Annotated in this window: 15 protein-coding genes; 12 read left to right on the forward strand and 3 right to left on the reverse strand. The window is 64.9% G+C overall.

The annotated features are described in order from the left end of the window. Positions 1–2 precede the first annotated feature (2 nt). From QQS53_RS11615 to QQS53_RS11670, 12 genes are all read left to right on the forward strand, one after another. Positions 3–1,739 carry an arabinofuranosyltransferase AftB family protein gene (locus tag QQS53_RS11615; RefSeq protein ID WP_472775967.1) on the forward strand — a complete coding sequence of 579 codons (1,737 nt, stop codon included), beginning with the start codon at positions 3–5 and terminating at the stop codon, positions 1,737–1,739. A 164-nt stretch (positions 1,740–1,903) separates the two neighbouring features. Further along, a complete protein-coding gene (locus tag QQS53_RS11620; RefSeq protein WP_472775968.1) occupies positions 1,904–2,932 on the forward strand; it encodes an alpha/beta hydrolase in 1,029 nt (342 codons plus the stop codon). A 297-nt stretch (positions 2,933–3,229) separates the two neighbouring features. Next, positions 3,230–5,200, forward strand: coding sequence for an alpha/beta hydrolase-fold protein (locus QQS53_RS11625; protein ID WP_472775969.1), 1,971 nt, complete (start codon positions 3,230–3,232; stop codon positions 5,198–5,200). 30 nt (positions 5,201–5,230) lie between these two features. Then, a complete protein-coding gene (locus tag QQS53_RS11630; protein WP_472775970.1) occupies positions 5,231–5,728 on the forward strand; it encodes a hypothetical protein in 498 nt (165 codons plus the stop codon). An 18-nt stretch (positions 5,729–5,746) separates the two neighbouring features. Continuing rightward, entirely contained in the window at positions 5,747–6,676 is a 930-nt protein-coding gene (locus QQS53_RS11635) for a cutinase family protein (protein WP_472775971.1), read from the forward strand. Positions 6,677–6,769: 93 nt separating this feature from the next. Next, on the forward strand, positions 6,770–8,626 hold the full coding sequence (locus tag QQS53_RS11640; RefSeq protein WP_472775972.1) for a FadD32-like long-chain-fatty-acid--AMP ligase: 1,857 nt from the start codon (positions 6,770–6,772) through the stop codon (positions 8,624–8,626). Positions 8,627–8,788: 162 nt separating this feature from the next. Further along, on the forward strand, positions 8,789–13,603 hold the full coding sequence (gene pks13, locus QQS53_RS11645) for a polyketide synthase Pks13 (RefSeq protein WP_472775973.1): 4,815 nt from the start codon (positions 8,789–8,791) through the stop codon (positions 13,601–13,603). Then, positions 13,587–15,134 (forward strand): acyl-CoA carboxylase subunit beta, encoded by a 1,548-nt coding sequence (locus QQS53_RS11650; RefSeq protein ID WP_472775974.1) that lies wholly within the window; start codon positions 13,587–13,589, stop codon positions 15,132–15,134. Before pks13 ends, QQS53_RS11650 begins: the two co-directional genes overlap by 17 nt. A gap of 451 nt (positions 15,135–15,585) precedes the next feature. Further along, complete coding sequence (locus QQS53_RS11655) at positions 15,586–16,053, forward strand: hypothetical protein (protein WP_472775975.1); 468 nt, start codon at positions 15,586–15,588, stop codon at positions 16,051–16,053. An 18-nt stretch (positions 16,054–16,071) separates the two neighbouring features. Beyond that, complete coding sequence (locus QQS53_RS11660) at positions 16,072–17,622, forward strand: hypothetical protein (RefSeq protein ID WP_472775976.1); 1,551 nt, start codon at positions 16,072–16,074, stop codon at positions 17,620–17,622. Between the two features lie 74 nt (positions 17,623–17,696). Next, positions 17,697–18,242 carry an ATP-binding cassette domain-containing protein gene (locus tag QQS53_RS11665; protein ID WP_472775977.1) on the forward strand — a complete coding sequence of 182 codons (546 nt, stop codon included), beginning with the start codon at positions 17,697–17,699 and terminating at the stop codon, positions 18,240–18,242. A gap of 21 nt (positions 18,243–18,263) precedes the next feature. Then, positions 18,264–19,493 (forward strand): ABC transporter permease family protein, encoded by a 1,230-nt coding sequence (locus tag QQS53_RS11670; protein ID WP_472775978.1) that lies wholly within the window; start codon positions 18,264–18,266, stop codon positions 19,491–19,493. 54 nt (positions 19,494–19,547) lie between these two features. Here the strand turns inward: QQS53_RS11670 and QQS53_RS11675 are convergent, their stop codons facing one another. From QQS53_RS11675 to QQS53_RS11685, 3 genes are read right to left on the reverse strand one after another with little or no spacing between them, the layout of a single operon-like run. Beyond that, a complete protein-coding gene (locus QQS53_RS11675; protein WP_472775979.1) occupies positions 19,548–19,967 on the reverse strand; it encodes a DUF3054 domain-containing protein in 420 nt (139 codons plus the stop codon). Then, the gene (locus QQS53_RS11680) at positions 19,945–20,982 is read right to left on the reverse strand and encodes a lysylphosphatidylglycerol synthase transmembrane domain-containing protein (RefSeq protein WP_472775980.1); all 1,038 of its coding nucleotides are present in this window, start codon (positions 20,980–20,982) and stop codon (positions 19,945–19,947) included. Before QQS53_RS11680 ends, QQS53_RS11675 begins: the two co-directional genes overlap by 23 nt. A 3-nt stretch (positions 20,983–20,985) precedes the next feature. Further along, positions 20,986–23,400 carry an MMPL family transporter gene (locus QQS53_RS11685; protein WP_472775981.1) on the reverse strand — a complete coding sequence of 805 codons (2,415 nt, stop codon included), beginning with the start codon at positions 23,398–23,400 and terminating at the stop codon, positions 20,986–20,988. Positions 23,401–23,405 lie beyond the last annotated feature (5 nt).

A 23,405-nucleotide genomic window follows, 5' to 3' on the forward strand; every position in this document is an offset into this window, starting at 1 on the left:
TTATGCAAAAAATCGGTAGTCCCCGTGCGGCCCAGATTTCGGTGGTGGCCAGCAGTGTAGCTATCGGGGCGATTACCTTCTTCGCGGCGTGGCAGCGCCGGTGGATGGCCGATGACGGCCTCATCGTGCTGCGCACCGTCCGCAACCTCCTGGCCGGCAACGGCCCGGTCTTCAACGCGGGGGAGCGGGTGGAGGCCAATACCTCCACGCTGTGGCAGTACCTGATCTACCTGGGCCGCCTGGTCACCGGCGCCCAGCTGGAGGCCATCGCCATGTGGCTGGCCATCGCGCTGTCCGTGGCCGCCCTGGTGGTCGGCACGTGGTCGACCGCGCAGGTGCACAACACCGGCGGGCGGCACGCCACCCGCGCGTTGGTCCTGCCCGCGGGCGCGCTGGTCTACCTGGCGCTGCCGCCGGCCCGGGACTTTTTCACCTCCGGCCTGGAGTGGGGCCTGTCCATCTTCTACCTGGCGGTGTTGTGGTGGCTGCTGACCCGCTGGGTGCGCGGGGCCAACCCCTACCTGGTGGCCTTCTGGGCCGGCCTGTCCTGGCTGGTGCGCCCGGAGTTGGCGCTCTACGGCGGGCTGACGGGCATCGTCCTGCTGGTGGCCCACCGCCGCCCGGCGCACTGGGCGGGCATCCTGGGCGCGGCCCTGCCGCTGCCGTTGGCCTACCAGGTTTTCCGCATGGGCTACTACGGCCTGCTGACCCCGCACACGGCCGTGGCCAAGTCGGCTGCCGATGCCGCCTGGGGCGCCGGCTTCAACTACCTCGGCGACCTCGTGGGCCCCTACTGGCTCTGGCTGCCCCTGCTGGTGCTGGCGGCGCTGGCCGCCTACCAGTTCCGCGGCGACGCGCACTTCTCCGCGCTGCGCAGCCAGCCCGTCGTCGTGGCGTTGATGGTCAGCTGCGCGCTCATTCACATGCTCTACGTGCTGCGGGTGGGCGGCGACTTCATGCACGGGCGCATGCTGCTGCTGCCGCTTTTCGCGCTCCTGCTGCCGGTCTTCGTGCTGCCGGTGCGGGATTACTGGGCCGCCGCCGGCGTGGCCGGGATTGCGGTCTGGGCCGTGGTTATTGCCTGGCGCGGGCACCCGGTGGACTGGCGGGTCTACCAGGGGGAAATCTCCATCGTCGACGAGCGCGACTACTGGACTTATGCCACCAAGCGTCAGCTGGGGGACCCGCCGAAGGACGCGGAGGACTTCCAGAACATGCGCCTGCTGCGCGGCTTCGACGACGCGATCAGCGGCTTGGAGCGTGGCGACGCGCTGGCTATCCGCTACCTCACCGGCGACTCGGTAGAGGACAACGCCTGGATGACGGCGGCCCGGGACGAGCGCCGCAACGACCCGCCGACGCTGTACCTGATCAACATGGGCATGTCCTCGATGCATTCGCCGCTGAACGTGCGCGTGCTGGACAACATTGGGCTGGCCACGCCGCTGGCCGCGCGGCAGCCGCGGATCGAGGACGGGCGCATTGGCCACGACAAGTCCCTGCCGCTTAGCTGGCAGGCCGCGGATTCCGCGGTGGACATCGACGAGCTGCCCGCGTGGTACGACAAGGACGAGGTCGCTAAGAACCGCCGGGCCCTCGAGCACCCGGATTTCCAGGAGCTTTTCGCGACTTATCGCGACCCGCTGGATGCGGAGCGGTTCTTCGAAAACATCAAGTTCTCCCTGACCGATGGGCGGACGCTGCAGTTTACAGACAACGCACAGGACTACCTCAAGTAGTCCCCAGTCAGCTGCCGGAATGAGACAAATTGACAGCAATCGTCTAGAATCTCAGGCACTGTTATAACTTCGTGATTGTTAACGCAACTTTGCTTGCGATCGATAAGTACTGAAGGAACCCTTCGGTAAAAACTGAAACAAAAAGTACACAAGCAAGGAGAGACATGACACTGACGTCTTTCGCCTCCCGCGCGTCCCGCCGGGTCACCGCGGTGGTCGCGGCCATTATCATGGTGGTCACCATGCTCGCGGTGGCTGGCCCGCAGCGGGCAGAAGCCGCCCCGCGTGACTACCTGCGCGCCGACGCCACCGGCCTCTGCGACTGGGACCGCGTGGGCTGGTGGGTCCAGCGCTGCGACGTGTGGTCCCAGTCCATGGGCCGCAACATCCCGGTCCAGATCCAGCCGGCCAAGCGCGGCGGCAACGCCGGCCTTTACCTGCTGGACGGCCTGCGCGCGACCGACCGCACCAACGCCTGGGTCAACGACGTGAACGCGGCGGCCACCTACGAGCCGCACAACATCACCCTGGTCATGCCGGTCGGCGGCGAGTCCTCCTTCTACGCCGACTGGGAAGGCCCGGCCACCTACGACCTGACCAACCCGGTCAACTACAAGTGGGAGACCTTCCTGACCCAGGAGCTGCCGGGCTACCTGGAGCGCAACTTCGGCGTTGCCCGCAACAACAACTCCATCGCGGGCCTGTCCATGGGCGCTACCTCGGCCATGGTCCTGGCCAGCAAGCACCCGAACCAGTTCCGTCAGGCCATGTCCTTCTCCGGCTACCTGACCACCACGCTGCCGGGCGCCCAGACCTTCATGCGCCTGGCCATGCTGGACGCCGGCGGGTTCAACATCAACGCCATGTACGGCACCCTGATCAGCCCGCGCCGCTTTGAGAACGACCCGTTCCACCTGACCTCCGGCCTGCGCGGCAAGGACGTCTACGTCTCCGCCGCCTCCGGTATCCCGGGCCCGGGCGATGAGAAGTACCTGCCGCAGCACCAGGCATCGGGCGCTGCGCTGGAGGCCTTCTCCATGGTCTCGACCCGGCTGTACGAGCTCAAGGCCCGTGCCGACGGCGTCAACCTGACCACGGATTACCCGAACGTCGGCCTGCACAACTGGAACCAGTTCGGCCGACAGCTGGACAAGACCAAGCCGCGCGTCCTCAACGTGATGAACGCTTGGTAAGTCGGTCGTAGACCTGCACCAGAACTTCAATATTCCCCGCGCTAGGGCTAGCGCGGGGAATATTTGTATTTCGGGATGAAGAATGTGACTTCGGGCGTGTCGGCTAGGAAAAGTCTCAAGTTGAACTTAAACTTGAGCGCACAACAACCCAGGTACGTGCTCCGGAGGAGGGGAACCTTCGGATTGCGTGAGTTTCCGGGTGCGCTGGCCGTGTTTTCGGCGAGCGCTGCCTCGTTGGCTCTTTTGGCTGGGACTCCATCGCTGTCTGTCTACTAGTCGAACGTCAAGGATACCTCCATGCGCACATCCGCTCCGAAGCCCTCCCCGCGCCAGGCGCGCAACACGTACCAGACTCGTACCCGCCGCGGGCTGGCCGCCGCGGCCCTGCCCACGGCGCTGGCCGTCGGCATCGCCCTGCTGCCTAACGCCACCGCCCAGCAGAGCCTGGGGGATCTCAGCTCCTCCTCGTCCGGGTCGAGCCTGTCGGATTCTTTCGCCCCGGCGGCGCCGCCGAAGCGCACCCCGATTGACACCACCTACCCGGACGTCGAAGGCCTGCCGGAGGGCGTGGACATCGAGCGCGTAGAATACCTGACCAACCGCCACCTGATGGTCTACATCAAGTCTGCGGCCATGCCGGACAAGCTGCAGAAGGTCCAGATCCAGCTGGCGCGTGACTGGTACTCCAACCCGGAGGCCACCTTCCCGGAGGTCTGGGCCCTGGACGGCCTGCGTGCCCGCGACGACGAGTCCGGCTGGACCATCGAGACCAACATCCTGAACCAGTACGCCGACCGCAACGTCAACCTGATCATGCCGGTGGGCGGCGAGTCCTCCTTCTACGCCGACTGGCAGCGCCCGGACAACGGCACCCACTACAAGTGGGAGACCTTCCTGACCCAGGAACTGGTGCCGATCCTGGACAACGAGTACCGCTCCAACCACAAGCGCGCCGTGACGGGTATCTCCATGGGCGGTACCGCCGCGGTCAACCTGGCCGAGCGCAACCCGCACCTGTTCGACTTCGTGGGCTCCTTCTCCGGCTACCTGGACACCACCAGCAGCGGCATGCCGGCCGCCATCCGCGCCGCGCAGCTGGACGCTGGCGGCTACAACTCGGACGCCATGTGGGGCCCGCCGGGCTCCCAGGACTGGATCGACCACGACCCGAAGCTGGGCATCGAAAACCTGAAGGACATGAAGGTCTACATCTCCGCCGGCTCCGGCAAGGATGACTTCGGCAACCCCAAGTCCGTTGCCAAGGGACCGGCCAACGTGGCCGGTATCGGCCTGGAGACCATCTCCCGCATGTCCGGCGGGACCTTCATGAAGTACGCCGAGCGCGCCGGCGTGCAGCCGGAGGCGCACTTCCGCCCGTCCGGCGTCCACAGCTGGGAATACTGGCAGTTCGAGATGCAGCAGGCCTGGCCGTCCATCGCGGACGCCCTGGCCATCCCCAAGGAAGATCGCGGGGCGGACTGCCAGGCCATCGGCGCCATCGGTGCGGCCACCAAGTCCGGCACCATCGGCGAGTGCGTCAACAACGAATACGACGCCGGCGATAACGGCAAGGCCCAGGACTTCAGCGCGGGCACCGCGTACTGGTCCCCGGAGACCGGCGCCAAGGCGCTGGTCGGCCGCATCAACGCTCGCTACAGCGAGATGGGTGGCCCGGGCTCCTGGCTGGGCTTCCCGCTGACCAACGAGGAAAAGACCCCGGATCAGCGCGGCCGCTTCGTCCACTTTGAGAACGGCTCCATCTACTGGACCGCCCAGACCGGCGCTTATGCCATCCCGAAGGACATGGTCGAGGCCTGGGGCAAGAACGGCTGGGAAGGCGGGGATCTCAAGTACCCGACCTCCGCACCGCAGGAGGTCAACGGTGGCTTCCAGCAGGAGTTCGAGAACGGTGTCCTGACCCGTAACCCGGACAACTCCCACCACATCGTCCACGGCGCCATCGGCGCCAAGTACAAGGAGATGGGCGGCGCGACCACCGGCCTGGGCTTCCCGACCAGCGACGAGATCAAGATCAAGGGCGGCGCCTTCCAGGAGTTCGAGCACGGCAACATCTACTGGTCCCCGAAGACCGGCGCGCACTTCATCATGTACGGCAAGATCTTCGACGCCTGGGGCAAGCGCGGCTTCGAGCAGGGCGAGATGGGCTACCCGACCTCGGACACGGAGCAGATCCCGGCCGGCGGCCTGACCCAGAAGTTCCAGAACGGCACCCTGAGCGAGATCTTCGGCCGCGTGCAGAAGTCCTAAACGCCAGCCGGAAGGAGTACCATCAGCGCCATGCGAAAATTGATTGCGGGTCTGGCCGCGGCGGCATCGTTGGGCCTGGCGGCCTGCGGTTCCGCCACCGTCGACAACGATAACGAGGCCGAGGCCCCGACCTCGGTGGCGCCGCTGGACCGCGGCTCGGAGTCCGAGTCGGCATCCGCCTCCGAGTCGGAGTCGGCCGAAAGCAGCACCAAGCCTTCCGCCCCGGCCCCGGCCGGCGGCCGCGCCCCGGAGGACCGCGGGGCCGAAGAGATCTCCGAGATCCCCTCCCCGGAGGCAGACGCGTCTGCGGGCGATGCCGACTTCCTCGGCGCGGCGGGCGAGCGCGACATCGACACGGCTGGCGTGGAAGCGCAGCTGGTCTCCGCCGCGCAGCGGGTCTGCGTGGAGGAAGAGCCCATTACGCTGAACGCGATTTCCGGCCAGCTCATCGAGCAGGGCCGCACGGATCTGGACTACGAAGAGCTGACCCGGTTCCTGGCCGACGAAGCGCGCTCCGCCTACTGCTAGACGAGACAGGCACAACACATGAAAAAGACCCTTACTGCGGTAGCAGTAGTGATCCTGCTGGTGATCCTGGGCGCCTCCGCGGTGCACTATTTCAACAGCACCTCCTCGAGCAACCTTTCGGAGCCGCCGGCCACGCAGCCCGGCGAGGACGAGCCGGCCGCCCCGGAGCAGCCGGACTGGTGCCCGCGGGTCGAGGTCATCTCCGCCCCCGGCACTTGGGAATCCAAGGCGGACGACGATCCCATCAACCCGACCGCCAACCCGCGCTCTTTCATGCTGTCGATTTCCCAGCCGCTGCAGCAGGCCTACGCCCCGCAGGACGTGAAGGTGTGGACCCTGCCGTACACCGCGCAGTTTAAGAACATCAACTCCCAGGAGGAGATGTCCTACGACGACTCCCGCCAGGAGGGCACTTCCACCCTGGAGGGCGAGCTGCGCACCATGCACGAGACCTGCCCGGCGACGAAGTTCGTCATGGCCGGTTTCTCCCAGGGTGCGGTCATCTTGGGCGACGTCGCCGACCAGATCGGCGCGGGCACGGGCGCGGTCCCGGCCGAGTCGGTGGCCGGCGTGGCCCTTATCGCCGACGGCCGCCGCGAGCCCGGCGTGGGCATCAACCCGGGCGTCGAGGTTGGCGGCATCGGCGCGGAGATCGCCCTGGAGCCGATCAGCAAGCTGGTCCAGCCCATCGTGCCGGGCGCGACCATGCGCGGTGCGCGCCCCAACGGCTTCGGCGAGCTGGCCGACCGCACCTTCCAGATTTGCGCGCCGGACGACTCCATCTGCGACGCCCCGCGCGATGCCGCCAACGGCCTGGACCGCGCCCGCGATCTCATCGCCGCCAACGGCGTGCACGCCCAGTACGCCTCCAACCCGCACGTGGTGGAGGGAACCACCGCCAACGACTGGGTGGTCGGCTGGGCCCGGGGAATCATCGACGGCATCTAGAACCGGCCGCCCGCGGTGTAACACGGCGGCCGCCTCGTCTGATAATTTTAGTAGCAAAATAAACCGAATCGGATTTCAAGGAGCGTTACTGACATGGATTTGCACGCCGCCATGGGCCAGTTCTTCAACGACCAGGGGGAGATCACCCTCGCGCCGCAACTGACCCTCGCCGGGCTCGCGGAATTGCTCTACCAGGGCGATCTGCAGACCGGCGGCGGTGACCGGAAGGTCCTGCGCTTCTGGGATTACTCCGAAAGCCGGGAGGGGCAGCTGGTGACCTACTCGCGCCAGGAGGTCAACACCCGCATCAAGTCCGTGGCGGCCCGCCTGCAGCAGGTCGGCAAGCTGGGCGACCGGGTAGCCATCCTGGCCGGCAACTCCCCGGAGTACCTCTTCGGCTTCCTGGGCGGCCTGTACGCCGGCATGACGCCCATCCCGCTCTACGATCCGAACGAGCCGGGCCATGCCGACCACCTGAAGGCGGTCTTCGCCGACGCCCAGCCGAAACTGGTGCTGACCAACCGGGCATCGGCAGCCGCGGTGCGCAAGCACTTTGCCGACCTGCCCTCCCGGGAGCGCCCGCGCGTGCTCTCCGTCGACTCCCTGCCGGACAGCCTGGCGGCGTCCTACCAGAACCCGGCGGCCACCCTGGAGGGCCAGCAGCAGCTGGCGATGTCCACGGTCATGCCCCTGGACCAGCCCGCCTTCCTGCAGTACACCTCCGGCTCCACCCGCACCCCGGCCGGCGTGATCCTGACCAACCGCTCCATTCTGACCAACGTTTTGCAGATCTTCCGGGCCGCGCAGCTGAAGATGCCGCTGCGCCTGGTCACCTGGCTGCCGCTGCACCACGATATGGGCATTATCCTCACGGTGTTCGTGACCATCCTGGGCCTGCCTTTCGAGCTGATGTCCCCGCGCGATTTCATCCAGCAGCCGAAGCGCTGGGTGGGCCAGCTCAACCGCAAGCCGATCGATGACAAGCTGCAGGCCACCTACGGCGTGGTCCCGAACTTCGCGCTCGAGCTGGCCGCCCGCTACGGCGCCCCGGCCGACGGCGAGGAGCTGGACCTGTCCCACATCGACGGCCTCATCGTCGGCTCCGAGCCGGTTACCGAGTCCGCCGTGGACAGCTTCCTCAACACCTTCGAGCCCTACGGCTTTAAGCGCACCGCGCTGCGCCCGTCCTACGGCCTGGCGGAGGCCTCCCTCCTGGTGAGCACCCCGCAGACCGACGAGCGCCCGCTGATTACCCACTTCGACCGCGCCGCCCTGGCCGAGGGCCGCGCCGAGGTGGCCGAGGCTTCCGAGAACACCGTGGCCTTCGCCTCCGTCGGCCAGGTGGTGCAGCCGCAGTACCTGACCATCGTCGACCCGGAGACCCGGGCCGAGGTCGCCGACGGCGTCATCGGCGAGCTGTGGGCCCACGGCGAAAACATGGCCGCCGGCTACCTGGAGCGCGACGAGGACACCGCCGCGACCTTCCGCAACACCCTGGGTGAGCGCCTGGACGACACTCGCGTGGCCGGCGCCCCGGAGGACGACCACTGGATGGCCTCCGGCGACCTGGGCACCATCCTGGACGGCCACCTCTACATCACCGGCCGCCTGAAGGACCTCATTGTCGTGGCCGGCCGCAACCACTACCCGCAGGACATCGAGTCCACCGTCCAGGAGGCCAGCCAGCACGTGCGCCCGGACTCCGTGGCGGCGTTTTCCGTCGAGGGCGCGGACACCGAGCAGCTGGTCCTGCTGGTCGAGCGCGCGGATACGGCCGAGCCTTCCGGCGACGCCGCGGCGGCCGAAGCCATCCGCTCGGCGGTCTCCGCCCACCACGGCCTGACCCCGGACGACATCGTCTTCCAGCAGGCCCACGAGATCAACCGGACCTCCTCGGGCAAGATCGCCCGCCGCGTGGCCAAGAAGCACTACCTGGCCCAGCGCGGCTAAATCCCGGCGGGGCTTCAACAAAGCCCTGCACATCCGCCTGGCAGGCGCTTGCCACTAACGTTTTGGGGCCCGAGTTCGATAGCCTAAGGTGGAGCATTTTCACCAAAGACGATTATTCTTTGTGATCCCCTTAATGAACGTAAGCGAAAGAAAGCATGGCGTATGACCGTAGAGCAGTTGCGTGATTGGATCCGTAATTGGGTAGCCCAGACCACGGGCGTTCCCGCGGAGGAAATTACCGACTCTAAGCCGCTGGAAAACTTCGGCCTGTCCTCCCGCGACGCCGTGGTGCTGTCGGGCGAGCTGGAAAACCTGGTGGGCGTGGATCTCGACCCCACGGTCGCCTACGAATACCCGACCGTCGCCCAGCTGGCCGACCGCCTGATTAACGGCCCGGCCCAGCAGGCGGCGCCGTCGTCCGCCCCGCGCCGGATTAACCCGGCCGGCGGCCACGAGGACATCGCCGTCATCGGCCTGGCCGGCCGCTTCCCGGGCGCTAACAACGTGGACGAGTTCTGGGACATGCTGGTCGAAGGCCGCGGCGCGACGGGGCCGCTGCCCATCGGCCGCTGGTCCGACTACGCCGCGGATCCGGTGATGACCCAGAAGATGGCCGAGCAGAACCTCGCCGGCGGCTATATCGACGACATTGCCGGCTTCGACGCGGAATTCTTCGGCCTGTCCCCGGTGGAGGCCACCAATATGGACCCGCAGCAGCGCATCCTGCTGGAGTTGGTCTGGGAGGCGCTCGAGGACGCGCACCTGCCGGCCAACGAGCTGCGCGGGACCGCCACCGGCGTCTACATGGGCTCGTCGAACAATGACTACGGGATGTTGATCACCGCCGACCCGGCGGAGGCGCACCCGTACGCGCTGACCGGCACCTCCTCGGCGATCATCTCCAACCGGATCTCCTACGCGCTGGACCTGCGCGGGCCCTCGGTCAACGTGGACACCGCCTGCTCGTCCTCGCTGGTCTCCGTCCACCAGGCCGTGCGCGGTCTGCGCGACGGCGACGCCGACGTCGCCGTGGCCGGCGGCATCAACATCATGGCCTCCCCGTTTGTTTCTACCGCCTTCGGCGAGCTCGGCGTCATCTCGCCCACGGGCTGCATCCACGCCTTCTCCGACGACGCGGACGGCTTTGTGCGCGCGGACGCCGGCGGCGTGCTGGTGCTCAAGCGGCTCAGCGACGCCGAGGCCGCCGGCGATAACATCCTGGCCGTCATCAAGGGCTCGGCCATCAACTCCGACGGCCACTCCAACGGCCTGACCGCCCCGAACCCGGAGGCGCAGGTCGACGTGCTGCACCGCGCCTACGCCGACGCCGAGGTCGATCCGGCCACGGTCGACTACGTCGAGGCCCACGGCACGGGCACCATCCTGGGCGACCCAATCGAGGCCACCGCCCTGGGCGAGGTGCTGGGCGCCCACCGCGGCGCGGAGAACCCCACGCTGCTGGGCTCGGCCAAGTCCAATATCGGCCACTCCGAGTCCGCCGCCGGCGTGGTGGGCCTCATTAAGGTCATCCAGGCCATGCGCCACGACACCCTGCCGCCGAGCATCAACTTCTCCGCGCCGAACCGCTACATCGACTTCGACGCGGAAAAGCTCGAGGTTGTCGAGGACCCCCGCGAGTGGCCCGAGTACTCCGGCCACAAGCTGGCCGGCGTGTCCGGCTTCGGCTTCGGCGGCACCAACGCCCACGTCGTGCTCAGCGACTACCAGGGCGCCCCGCACCAGCGCGCCGCCCAGGTCGCCACCGCCTCCGCCGCCGATACCACTACCGACACCATTACCGACACCGCTGACGATGCCGCCGCTGCCACCGTCAGCCTGCCGGTCTCCGGCCTGCTGCCGTCGCGCCGGGCCCAGGCGGCGGACACGCTGGCGGATTTCCTCGAGGACCAGCAGCTGGGCACCGCGGATCTCTTCGCGCTGGCCCGCTCCCTGGCCGGGCGCAACCACGCCCGCTCCCGCGCGGTGGTCAACGCCACCAACCCGGAGGAGGCCATTTCCCGCCTGCGGCAGGTCGCCGCTGGCAAGATCTCGGTCGGGGTCACCGCCGCGGATTCCCCGTCGGTGCCGGGCCCGGTCTTCGTCTACTCCGGCTTCGGCTCCCAGCACCGCAAGATGGTCAAGGACCTCGTCGCGCTGTCCCCGGACTTCTTGGCCCGCCTGGAGGAGCTGGACCAGATCGTGGACTTCGAGTCCGGCTGGTCCATCCTGGACATCGTCCGCGACGACGAACAGACCTACAACACCGAGACCGCCCAGGTGGCCATCACCGCGATCCAGATCGCGCTGACGGATCTGTTGGCCAGCTTCGGCGCCCGCCCGGCCGGCGTTATCGGCATGTCGATGGGCGAAATCGCCGCGGCTTACGCCGCGGGCGGCATCAGCGCTGACGACGCCATGCTGATCGCCTGCCACCGCGCCCGCCTCATGGGCGAGGGCGAGGCCCAGCTGACCGAGGAAACCCAGGGCGCGATGGCCGTCGTCGAGCTGACCGCGGAGGACATCGCGGCCCTGGACGGCAACATCGAGCCGGCCGTCTACACCGGCCCGGGCATGACCACCGTGGGTGGGCCCCGCCAAGAGGTCCTGGACCTGGTGGAGAAGCTCGAGGGCGAGGGCAAGTTCGCCCGCGCGCTCAACGTCAAGGGCGCCGGGCACACCTCGGCCGTGGACCCGATTCTCGGCGAGCTCGCGGGCGACATCGCGGGCATTACCGCCCGCCCGCTGCACACCACGCTGTTTAGCTCCGTCGACCGCGGCGAGGTCTACCGCCCGGGTTCCACCGTCCACGACGAGGACTACTGGCTGCGCATGACCCGCCAGCCGGTCTTCCTGGAGGACGCCACCCGCGCGGCCTTTGCCGCCGGCCACACCCAGCTGGTGGAGATCGCCCCGAACCCGGTGGCGCTGATGGGCATGATGTCTACCGCCTTCGCCGTCGGCAAGGCGGACGCGCAGCTGCTCTACGCGCTCAAGCGCAAGGTCGATCCGAGCGTGTCCCTGCTGGACCTGCTGGCCAAGCTCTACGTCGCCGGCGCGCCGGTGGACTACCGCGCTGTCTTCGGCGACGGACCCGTGCTCGACGCGCCGCACACCCACTTCAAGCGCCAGCGCTACTGGACCCACGCCCGCCCGTCCTCCGGGGTCACCGGCCTGCCGGGCACGCGCGTGAACCTGCCGGAGGGCAAGACCGCCTTTTCCACTAACGCCGATCAGGCCCCGAGCGCCCTGGCGCTGCTGGAGGCGGCTATCGATGCCGTGTCCCCGGGCGCCCACCTCGTTGCCGTGGAAGAACCCGGCACGCTGCCCGCCCAGGGCGAGGTCACCACCGTGGTGACCAAGTCGCTCGGCGGCGTGGCCGTCGCGGCCTATGCCGTGGCCGACGGCGCCACGACCCTGGTCGCGGAAGGTTTCGCCACCTCCCTGGACCTGGGGGCCAAGTCCGTGCCCGGCGTGGCCGACCTGCCGGATTACGCCCCGCTGACGGACGCCGCTGACCAGACTGGTGACGCCGACATCGAGGCCGTGCGCTGGGACCCGGCCACGGAGTCCGTGGAGGATCGCCTGGCGGCGATCGTCTCGGAGTCCATGGGCTACGACGTGACCGATCTGCCGCGCGAGCTGCCGCTTATCGATCTCGGCCTGGATTCCTTGATGGGCATGCGCATCAAAAACCGCGTGGAAAACGACTTCCAGATCCCGCCGCTGCAGGTCCAGGCGCTGCGCGACGCCTCCCTGGCCGACGTCATCGACATGGTCACCGCCGCCGTCGAAGGCCGGGAGACCGACGGCGTTGAGACCGCCGCAGCCGCGACCGAGGATGCCAAGCCGACCGAAACCGCCGAGGCCCCCGCGGAAACCGAGAAGAGCGCCGGCGCCGGCGTGGGCGTGGCCCCGCGCGACGCCTCCGAGCGCATGGTCTTCGGCACCTGGGCTTCGGTTACCGGGAAGGCGGCGGCCGGTGTGATCAGCCCGCTGCCGGAGCTGACCGAGGAGCAGGCCACCCGGATCGCCGAGCGGCTTTCCGAGCGCGCCGGCGTCGAGGTCACCGCCGCGGCCGTGCGCGAGGCGGAAACGCTGGAGCCGCTGGCGGATCTGGTCCGCGAGGGCCTGGAGACCGAGGTCGAGGGCAACATCCGCGTGCTGCGGGAGGCCGACGGCCCGGCCGTGTTCATGTTCCACCCGGCCGGCGGGACCACGGTGGTCTACCAGCCGCTGGTGCGCCGTCTGCCCGAGGACGTCGCCGTCTACGGCGTCGAGCGCCTCGAGGGCAGCCTGGAAGACCGCGCGCAGGCCTACATCGCCGACATCGAGAAGTACGCCCGCGGCCGCAAGGTCGTCCTCGGCGGCTGGTCCTTTGGCGGCGCGCTGGCCTACGAGGTCGCGCACCAGCTGCGTAACAAGGATCTCGAGGTCTCGTTCATCGCGCTGCTGGACACCACCCAGCCCTCCGATCCGGCGCCGGACACCCTGGAGGAGACCAAGGCCCGCTGGGAGCGCTACGCTGCGTTCGCGGAAAAGACCTACGGGCTGGAGTTCCCGGTGCCCTACGAGCTGCTGGAGACCGCCGGCGAGGACGCCGTGATGGATATGCTCGCGCAGTTCTTGGCCACCACGGACGCCTCGGAGCACGGCCTGGCGGCCGGCGTGCTGGAGCACCAGCGCGCCTCCTTCGTGGACAACCAGATCCTGGGCAAGCTGGACATGCGCCGCTGGGCGGACGTGGACGTGCCCGTGCTGCTTTTCCGCTCGGAGCGCATGCACGACGGCGCGATCGAGCTCGAACCGCGCTACGCCGAGATTGACCCGGACGGCGGTTGGGGCGCTATCGTGGAGGATCTAGAGATCGTCCAGCTGCCCGGCGACCACCTGGCCGTGCCGGACGAGCCCGCAATCGGCATTGTGGGCAAGCACATCGAGGATTGGATCGAGGTAAAGATTCGTGGCAACCACCGCTGAGAAACTCGCGGATCTGCGCGCCCGGCTGGACAAGGCCCAGGACCCGGGCAGCGAGCGCTCCCGCGCCCGCCGCGACGAGGCCGGCCGCACCACCCCGCGCCAGCGCATCGAGGAACTGCTCGACGACGGCTCCTTCGAGGAGACCGGCGCCCTGGGTAAAACCCCGGGGGACCCGAAGGCCATTTACTCCGACGGCGTGGTCACCGGCTACGGCCGCATCAACGGCCGGCAGGTGTGCATCTACGCGCACGACAAGACCGTCTACGGCGGTTCGGTGGGCGTGACTTTTGGCAAGAAGGTCACCGAGGTCATGGACATGGCCATCAAGATCGGCTGCCCGGTCATCGGCATCCAGGACTCGGGCGGCGCCCGCATCCAGGACGCGGTGACCTCCCTGGCCATGTACTCGGAGATCGCCCGCCGCCAGCTGCCGCTGTCCGGCCGCAGCCCGCAGATCTCCATCATGCTGGGCAAGTCCGCCGGCGGCGCGGTCTACGCCCCGGTGACCACCGACTTCGTCATCGCCGTCGACGGCGAGGCGGAAATGTATGTCACCGGCCCGAACGTCATCCGCGAGGTCACCGGCGAGGACGTGACCTCCGCGGAGCTGGGCAGCGCCCGCCAGCAGGAACAGAACGGCAACGTCTCCGCCGTGGTCGAGTCGGAGGACGAAGCCTTCGACTTGGTCCGCGACCTGCTGGACCACCTGCCGCTGACCTGCTATGACCCGGCTCCTGTCTTCGCCGCTCCCAGCGACGAGGAGGTCGCCGAGGACGACGAGCTCAACGCGTTTATGCCCGACGACACCAACGCCGGCTACGACATGGAGGAACTCCTGCGCCAGCTGGGTGACGATGACGAGCTCATCGAGTTACAAGAAAACTTCGCCCCGAACATGATCACCGCCTTCGGGCGGATCGACGGCCAGGCCGTCGGGTTTGTGGCGAACAACCCCATGCACCTGGCCGGCTGTATTGACGCCGACGCCGCGGACAAGGGCGCGCGTTTCATCCGCATCTGCGACGCCTACAACATCCCGCTGGTCTTCGTGGTCGACACACCCGGTTACCTGCCGGGCGTGGACCAGGAAAAGGCCGGCCTGATTCACCGCGGCGCGAAGTTCGCCTTCGCCGTGGTGGAGGCAACCGTCCCGAAGGTCTCGCTGATTGTCCGCAAGGCCTACGGCGGCGCCTACGCCGTCATGGGATCGAAGAACCTGACCGGCGACATCAACCTGGCGTGGCCGACCGCGCAGATCGCCGTGATGGGCGCTGCCGCGGCCGTAGTCATGATCGCCGGCAAGCAGCTGGAGGCCGCCGAGACCCCGGAGCAGCGCGCAATGACCAAGAAGATGTTCATGGACTTCTACGACGAGACCATGACCGCGCCGTACGTGGCCGCTGAGCGCGGTTACCTGGACGCGATGATCCAGCCGAACCAGTCGCGGCTGGCCCTGCGCCAGGCCCTGCGCCAGCTGGCCACCAAGGACGTGCGGGATCTGCCGAAGAAGCACACCATCGCCCCGATGTAACGAAACCGGGCACCGGGAACGATATGTCTAAAGTAATCCCCGGCACCCGTGGCCGGCTCGCCGAGTAATAGTGGAGGAAAAATGCTTCTGAGCAGCGCTTTGGACATCGTCAGCGAGATCGTCGGTCTGGTCGTCGCCATCGGCAACCAGCTGGTACACATCTTCGGCTAATTCCCCGCCGAATAAGCCAAAGGCCGGTGCTGCGCCCTTCCCGGGGTTCGCAGCGCCGGCCTTTTCCGTATTAACGCCCGGTTAGCGACGCGGCGGGCGGGCAGCGGTCCGGGTGCGGGCGCGCTGTGCCCGCAGGGTAAACAAGGTGGCGGTACTTTGTATTCCATCGCATCGATTCAAAAGAGATACCCCCACATGGGGGGGTTCGGTTATAAAACTCCTTTGAAAAAGATAGTGTTCGGTTGTCACTTCAAGTCAATCGTCAAAAAGGATTACTGGTATGGGGATCGCCCAAAAAGTTTGGATCAAGAAGGTTTCTCTTCTATCTGTTGCTCTCATGTCATTTTCTCTGTTGTCAGCTCCGGAAGCGTCGGCGCACTCTAAGCAGAGTGTTACGAATGTACCTGGCGGCGGAGGAACTTTAACGGCAAATATGTGGATCAGCACAATAATGAACGGTCGAGGATGCGGGGATTTTCGCTCTTCCTCAGAGACTAGTCAGAAGCCGGTGTGGGTGAAGAATTCCGTGAACTTCAATGCTGTTGGCCTTGGTGTGAACCTTAGCGGTACTGGGGCAACGTTTAATGGTGCTAGTGGTTCAAACTCAGTTACAAACAATAAGGGGCAGAAGGGTGCCTATATTTCAGGTAATGTCTGCGCCGGCGTCGGTACGGTGTACGTATCTGCAGCCTCAAATGCCAGTGCTTTAGTGAATGGCAACGTGGTGTCAGCTTCCGCGTCTGTCTAGGTAGTAGTTCCAAGTTTCATGAGCTTAAAGAAGTATCGGCTTTATTTTCTTATGGCACTCCTCGCGGGCGCCATCGCGGCCTGTGGGACTGCTGAGACGCCTTCCACGAAAGTTGCTTCGGAGGTGAGGGAAGATATCCTGGCCTACCGAAACGGCGACAACGGATTCTTCGAGGATGCGAGGAAAGGTGATATCGATCCGGTACCCACAATGTCGGACACCTTCTACCTCCAAGAGACAGCGAATTTGCGGAACAGCACTAATGAAGCACTGAAGAACAGGTTCGAAGACTTATCTCTCTTGCCTTCCATCTTCGAAAAGCTTGCGATGCACAAAGACCTTCATTTTGATGAGGCTCAGGCTGATGTTCGGTTTCTTCCGGAACAAGAGCAAGTTGGAATTTTGCTCTTGATCGAATCCGCACACGGTTTTACTCCGCAGGACAAGGAGATGTTTGAGGACTGGGTGCGAGACCATAACGAGATAATCTGCAGTAATAACTACTACTTAGGGCTACTGAGGGACAGTAGGGCTGCTGAAGGTAACTACGACCTGGATGTTTGTGCTGAAGATAGGCAAGAGTTCAATGGAGGGGCCGAGCTCGATAATGAAAATCTCGGTCAGCTTTTTGACGCCGTGGGCGTGACGAAGCTTGCGAGCACACCGGCGGCTGAAACGTTTGGACTACGAAAATCAGAAGAGGAGAAAGCGGAGTCCTATTTAACGCATTATTGTAGTTCGGTAAACCGGCCGGAGCGCGTGCAGTCCTCGGTAGTTTACCAACTAGGAAACCTGGCAAAGTATAACGAGAATATTGACAAGGCCTGCGGGGGAATGATTGAGTCGGTGCTCGAAAGCCGCTTCGACGGTGTCGGTTATCCGGCAATTTCAGACGCCGAAAACCTTTCAGCAACTCACAATGCCTATCGTGTCTTGGAAGCACCCCTAGGCGATCCGGCGGAAAAACGACTTGCCTCTCGACTCGAAGAGGTAATTGACAATCAAGCCGTGGCGCAGGAAGATGCACTGGCTGCTGGAGCGACCCTTCACTATCTGAACGACGGTCTGGACGATGTGACTAAGGAGAAACTGTGCAGTACAACCCAGGACAGGCCTAGAGTTCTAACAGAACAGAATGTCGAATTGGAGCTTACGGTGTTGTCCAATGCTCAGACCCTTGGGTGCCCGATTGAAGGTCGCCAAGTGCAGCCGTGGAGTGTTGGTTCGGCCGAAGGAAAGTTTCGCGCGTTGCAAGTAATGGCAAATAGGAACTTGCTGGACGAAAAGGCTACATTACCTGAGGCCTGGGAGGGGTTGCCCGACGAGGTCTTAGACAGTGTTGACACATATACCGGTCCTTCGAGCGTGATAACTGCGGCGCTTCAAGCGGAGAACTACGTGGGCGAGCGAACGGTAGAGCAGAACCGACAGGAAGGCGAAAAAATCTGGCAAGCCTGCGATGGAGCAAGCATTTCTGCAGACATCATCCGGGACGGAGTTCCTACTAATGAGAGCTGTTCGTACCAAACTACAGCGGATCTGAGATTTGCAGGAGTGCTTCCATGGTGAGTTTTGTAAGTTGGAGTGGGCTTTCTAGGTCTTTTCGGCGGCCCGAGGGAACTACGGGTATAGAGGTTTCCGATATGGAAAGCAGCGCTGGGCCCGTGCAGATTGACGGCCCTTCCGGTGCAGGAAAATCAACGGTGCTAGCGCTCCTTAGTGGGATTTTAAAGTCCGATTCGGGTGAGGTTCGGTATTCAATTGGGACTCGGGAATACTCAGAAAAGGAACTAAAGGAACGGGTCAACGTAGGGTTTCAATTTCAGAGGGGCTTTCTCGAGCCTTATCTGTCGGTGGTCGAAAACGCACTGCTTTTCGCTACCGACCACGAAACAGCCTCGTGCTACGTGGACCGCTTAGGTCTCAGGGATGTTAGAAACCAGGCTGCCAAAACCCTATCCGGGGGACAGCTGAAAAGAGCGGGTTTAGCGCGGGCTTTGGCTGCCGAGCCGAGGGTGCTCTTCGTCGATGAGCCTTTGGCTGAGCTAGATGATGAGTCGTGTCAGATGGTCAATGACTGCTTACAAAGCTACGTCAAGCAGGGCGGTTTGTTGATTTTCGCTTCCCATCAGCGTTTAGACCTCGGCGCCCCAGTCCAGCGTGTTAGCGCAAAACGAACCTTATCGTGAGCGGCTGAAGGGATAAGCGAATTGCGAGTTTTAGAAAAGAACGAGATCTTTGTCAGATGGCGGAAAGGCGTTTGGCCGAATCTGTGGGCATTGTTTGCCTTAACTGTGGTTGTATTGGCCGTTTTGCAAGTTATCGTTGCATTGGTGTCAGCGCAGGGACGGCTATTGGGAGACGAGGTCGAGTCGGATCCACAGCTGCGCCAATTGCAAGTTGAAAAGGCCGATGGAGCAGAACCTGTCCTAGAAAGTGACCTTGAATTTATAAAATCGCTCGACCACGTAGCCACTACTATTCCTTGGTCGAGCGCTGGGTTGCTCGCCATAGATGAAGACATCCAAGCCTCGGCAGGTACTGGACTTATCTGGGCTAATTCGAGCTTTGAAGGGCGTGATCCGAAAGTCGAGAGTGGCGTTTCGTATCCGCTTCAACGCAACGAACTTATACTTCCTAACCCTCTGGGAGACCTGGACACGGAGGGCTTGGTCGGACGAGAAATTGCGTTTACCTATCAGCGGGCGGTTACTCCTTCGACGGTGGAGGGGGTACCGGTCACGCTTCGGGTTGTCGGGACTTACGATTCCTCTCAGCCAAGTAACGACGGCCCTACTGCAGCGTATGCTAATTGGCAGGATGTCCAAGAATGGAAACGCTCGGAGGAACCTTCGAATGAGCGGGGTACGGCCTTAGATCCAGTCGAAGGCCAACGTGCCTACATTTTAGTGGACGACTTCGCGGCGATTGCACAGGTCCAAGAAACTCTGCAGGAGGCGGACTATAAAGTAACATCCTATGCACAGTTTAAACGAGCAGCGAATCCGGTGTTCAACGCTGTGTACTCCGTAGCCGTCATCTTATCAATCCTCACGCTGCTTATTGTCTTGCTGTTCTCGGTTAGGATTGGGAGGACTATCTCCCAGACTCAGCAGTTGTACTTCGGGGTTGCGAAATCTTTCGGGGCTAGCTCAGGTCGATTGTTGTCCGAAGTGGCTGCGCAAAGCACCTGGTTTGCTGGGCTGGTGGGCGTTATTTCCTTCGGGGCACATTACATCATTCGTGTTGCCACCGGTGCTCTATTGGGCGGACAGGAAGTCGGGGGTATCCAAATCTCAGATAGCTTTTGGTATACACCCCTGGTTGGCTCGATCCTGATCTCATTGCTGGCGGTCTTGGTGATCCCAGTTGTCGCGGTCGCTACAGCAGCCAAGAGGGTCTTTACGGCTAGTCCATACTCGTTGTTGCGACGTGAATAATGGTGAGACTAAAGGGTATTTTTGGCTCTGTTTCTCCAGCGATACTCCGTGTGCTTAGCGACGCGGCGGGCGGGTAGCGGTCCGGGTGCGGGCGCGCTGTGCCCGCTGGGCGTTGATCTCGGCGACCTCGGCGCGGCGGGCGCGGAAGGCGGCGATGGCGCGCCAGCCGAACATCAGCAGGGCGGACATGATGGAGGCGACCAGTAGGAAGGTATAGTGCGGCAGCTGGGTGTTGACGATGGACCACAAGATCATGCCGCCGACGATGGTGGAGCACCACACGATGGCGCCCTCGACCCAGCGGCCGGGTGAGGCCTTGATGCTGGTGATGAACACCCAGCCCAGCAACGCGCCCACGGCCCAGGGCCAGAAGGCGGCCAGCAGCCCGGTGAAGGTGAAGGGCGGGTGGGCGATTCGCGCGAAGAGCGCGAAAAGCATGATGGCGACGATATCAAGCAGCGGTGCGGGACGCATCGGCGTGATCCTTTCGGTTGAGGGCGGCATAGGTCAGTCCATTCCGAGCATAGTGCCAGAAGTAGACGATCCAGCCGATGACGGTGATGAGGGCAAAAGAAATCAGGCGGTAGACGACGGCGGCGCCGGTGGCATCGATAGCCGTCAGGCCGGTGGCCACCAGCGTGGCGATGATGGCGGCCTCGACCGTGCCGAGCCCGGCCGGGGTGACCTGCGCGGAGCCGGCCAGCTTGGCGGTCAGGTAGGCCAGGGCGACGCCGGCCAGGGTGGTCTGGTCCTCCCCGGCGTGCAGGGCCGGGACGTCCCCGGTGATGGCCCACACGCACGCCCACAGGGAGGCCATGTCCAGCAGCCGATTGGCCAGGGAATACCCGGCAACCTGCGCGAACTGCCAGCGGTTCAGGTGGACCTCGGAGAGGTTGCGCACCTGCTTGATGAGCGCGTCGCGTTTGCCGCCGCGCAGGAGTTTCTGCCGGGACAGCCAGCGCTCAATGGTGCGCGGGTGGTTGGAAACCCAGAAGACCAGCCCACAAAGAGCGACGACCGCCGTGAGGGTCAGCAGCAGGGAGAGCACCTGCATCTGCGCGTTGAGGAAGACCACCCCGCCCAGGCCGATGAGCACCAACCACATGGTGGATACCGCCGAGGAGAGCACGAAGAACCAGCCGGCCAGGGCGACGGACGCGCCCCAGCCGCGCTGGACGTGGAAGGTGAGGATGGCGGAAAACGCCGGCCCGGCCGGCAGGGTAGTGGACCAGGCGTTGGAGGCCAGCGTGATGGCGGTGGTCTCCTGCAGCGGGACGGGCACGCCGCCGGCCCGGATCAGCACGCGCATGACCTCCGCCATGGCGACGATGGCGCCGAGGGAGGCGATGATCACCAAACCTACGGCGAAGGGGTCGGCGGTGCGCAGCCGCCGGAACCCGTCCTGGAGGAAGTCCAGCTCATCGCGAAAGACCCAGATGAGCACCGCGAGAATCACAAGCGCGGCGACCCACTGCAGCCATTTCTTCAACGCCTAGTTCCTTCCCTGGTCGTTGTTTAGTCTTTTCATTAGCTCGCTAAACGGTACCAGGGAATCATCGGTGGACGTGTTGCGGTTGCCCCGCGCCGGATAATCGCGCTCATCGTCCGCGGCCGGCTGGGCTGCGGGCTCTTCTTGTGGTGCGGGCTCGCGCGCGGATTCACGCTCGTAGTCGGTGGAGTCGTCGGCATCGGTAGCCAGGACGGCCCCGGACTGGGCCGGCATCTCCTCCCAGTGTCCTTCCTCCCGCGTGGTGCGCTGCGGTGCGGTCGCAGGGGCCGCAGGGGCCGCGGGTGCCGGCTGGGCGGCGGCCGGCTCCTTGCCGTGGCCGAGCTTCTCGTAGGCGCGGTGGATGAACTGCGGGGCCCACCAGTTGTCCTCGCGCAGCAGGTGCATGACGGCCGGCACCAGGAGCATGCGCACGATGGTCGCGTCGATGAACAGGGCGAAGATCATGCCGAAGGCGATGTACTTCATCATCACGATGTCGGAGAAACCGAACGCGCCGGCCACCACGATCATGATGAGCGCGGCGGCGGTGATGATGCCACCGGTGTGCGCGGTGCCGTAGGAGATGGCCTCGTCCGTGGTCGCGCCCTTCTTGCGGGCCTCGACCATGCGGGAGACCAGGAAGACCTCGTAGTCGGTGGACAGGCCGTAGATGATGGCGATGATGAGGACCAGGATCGGGCTCATCAGCGGGCCCGGCGTGAAGTTGAGCAGATCCGCGCCGACGCCACTGACGAACATGGCGGTCAGGATACCCAGGGTCGCGCCCAGGGTCAGCAGTGTCATGATGATGGCCTTGGCGGGCAGGACCACCGAGCCGAAGACCAGGGCCATGAGGATGAAGGTGGCCACGACGATGTAAATGGCCATCCACGGCAGCTTGTCGAAGAGGGCGTCGAGGGACTCGACCTCCATCGCGGGCGTGCCGCCGACGTAGAGGTTGACTCCCTCCGGGGCGTCGACGGCCTCGAGCTGGTGGACGATGTCCGCGTAGTCGTCGCGGTCCTGGATGCCGGCGGAGAGCACCGTGATGCCGTCCTTGGTGGCCGTGGACGGGCTCATCGGCTCGGTCAGGCCGTCCATGTCGCGCACCTGGAGGTAGACGTCGGCCAGCTGCTGGTTATCGGCGCCCTCGACCACCAGCTTGACCGGCTCGGTGCGGAAGGTGGGGAATTCCTCGTTGAAGGTGTCCTGGGCGACGCGGGTGTCCTGGCTGGGAGGCAGGTAGGACTCGTTGATGCCGCCGAAGGCGATGTTGATCAGCGGGATGGTCAGCGCGATGAGCAGGGCGCAAATGCCCACGGTCATCAGCTTGGCCCGGCCCATGGCCCACGCCGGCAGCTTGTACCACCAGGTCTCCTCCAGGCGGCGGGCGGTGCGCTTGGTGCGCCGGATGGACCACTTGTCGATGTTCTTGCCCAGCAGGCCGAACAGCGACGGCAGCACGGTCACGGACAGCAGTGCGGCCAGGCCCACGGCGGAGATCGAGCCGTAGGCCACGGACTTCAGGAAGGCCTGCGGGAAGATGAAGAGGCCGGACAGGGCCACGGCGACCATGGCCGCGGAGAAGACCACCGTCTGGCCGGCGGTGGCGGTGGTAATCGCCACGGCGTCTTGGGTGCTGCGGCCGCGGTCGAGCTCCTCGCGGAAGCGGGAGACCATGAACAGGCCGTAGTCGATGGCCAGGCCCAGGCCCAGCAACGTGACAACCGCTTGGGCGAAGACGTTGACCTGCAGGAAACCGGCCAGGATCGACAAAATGCCCAGCGAGCCGAGGATGGACAGGCCACCGACGATAAGCGGCATGAACGCCGCCACGACGGAGCCGAAGACCACCAGCAGCAACAGGCCGACCAGCGGCAGGGCGGCCTTCTCCGCGCGGGAGATGTCGTTGGACATGCCGTCGTCCAGGGCGTCGGCCACCGCGGTCGCGCCGGCGACCTGCACGGGCAGGTCGGTCTCGTGCAGCGCCGGCTCGATGGCGCGGAAGTCCTTGAGCGTTTGCTCCGCGTCGCCCTTGAGCCCGATGGCAGTGAAGGCGTAAGTCCCGTCCTCGTTGATGAAATTCGGGTTCTTCTTGTCGAAGTAGCTGTTGAGGTGGGAAATCTGATCCGGGTGCTGCGCCTTGAGATCGGCGAAGTACTGCTGGGCGGCGTCGAAGTTCTCGTCCGGGTTTTCCACCATGACGATGACGTCGCCGTTGTTGTCGCGCCCGAAGGTGGTTTGCTCGAGCTCGGCAGCCACGGTGGAGGCCGCGCCCGGATCCTCCCAGCCCTCCTGGCTCATGCGGTCTTCCAGCCGGGTGCCGAAGATAGCGAACAGAGCCAGGATCAGCGCGATCAGGATAACGGGGATGAGCTTGCGGTGGGCATAAGAAAAACGGCCCCAGCTATAAAACATGCGGC

The sequence above is a fragment of the Corynebacterium sp. 2571A genome, from assembly GCF_055700935.1.

Bases quoted from the DNA above. Each gene is read 5' to 3' on its own strand.
- QQS53_RS11615 (WP_472775967.1), top strand. From the start codon at position 3: ATGCAAAAAATCGGTAGTCCCCGTGCGGCCCAGATTTCGGTGGTGGCC.
- QQS53_RS11620 (WP_472775968.1), top strand. From the start codon at position 1,904: ATGACACTGACGTCTTTCGCCTCCCGCGCGTCCCGCCGGGTCACCGCG.
- QQS53_RS11625 (WP_472775969.1), top strand. From the start codon at position 3,230: ATGCGCACATCCGCTCCGAAGCCCTCCCCGCGCCAGGCGCGCAACACG.
- QQS53_RS11630 (WP_472775970.1), top strand. From the start codon at position 5,231: ATGCGAAAATTGATTGCGGGTCTGGCCGCGGCGGCATCGTTGGGCCTG.
- QQS53_RS11635 (WP_472775971.1), top strand. From the start codon at position 5,747: ATGAAAAAGACCCTTACTGCGGTAGCAGTAGTGATCCTGCTGGTGATC.
- QQS53_RS11640 (WP_472775972.1), top strand. From the start codon at position 6,770: ATGGATTTGCACGCCGCCATGGGCCAGTTCTTCAACGACCAGGGGGAG.
- pks13 (WP_472775973.1), top strand. From the start codon at position 8,789: ATGACCGTAGAGCAGTTGCGTGATTGGATCCGTAATTGGGTAGCCCAG.
- QQS53_RS11655 (WP_472775975.1), top strand. From the start codon at position 15,586: ATGGGGATCGCCCAAAAAGTTTGGATCAAGAAGGTTTCTCTTCTATCT.
- QQS53_RS11660 (WP_472775976.1), top strand. From the start codon at position 16,072: ATGAGCTTAAAGAAGTATCGGCTTTATTTTCTTATGGCACTCCTCGCG.
- QQS53_RS11665 (WP_472775977.1), top strand. From the start codon at position 17,697: ATGGAAAGCAGCGCTGGGCCCGTGCAGATTGACGGCCCTTCCGGTGCA.
- QQS53_RS11675 (WP_472775979.1), bottom strand. From the start codon at position 19,967: ATGCGTCCCGCACCGCTGCTTGATATCGTCGCCATCATGCTTTTCGCG.
- QQS53_RS11685 (WP_472775981.1), bottom strand. From the start codon at position 23,400: ATGTTTTATAGCTGGGGCCGTTTTTCTTATGCCCACCGCAAGCTCATC.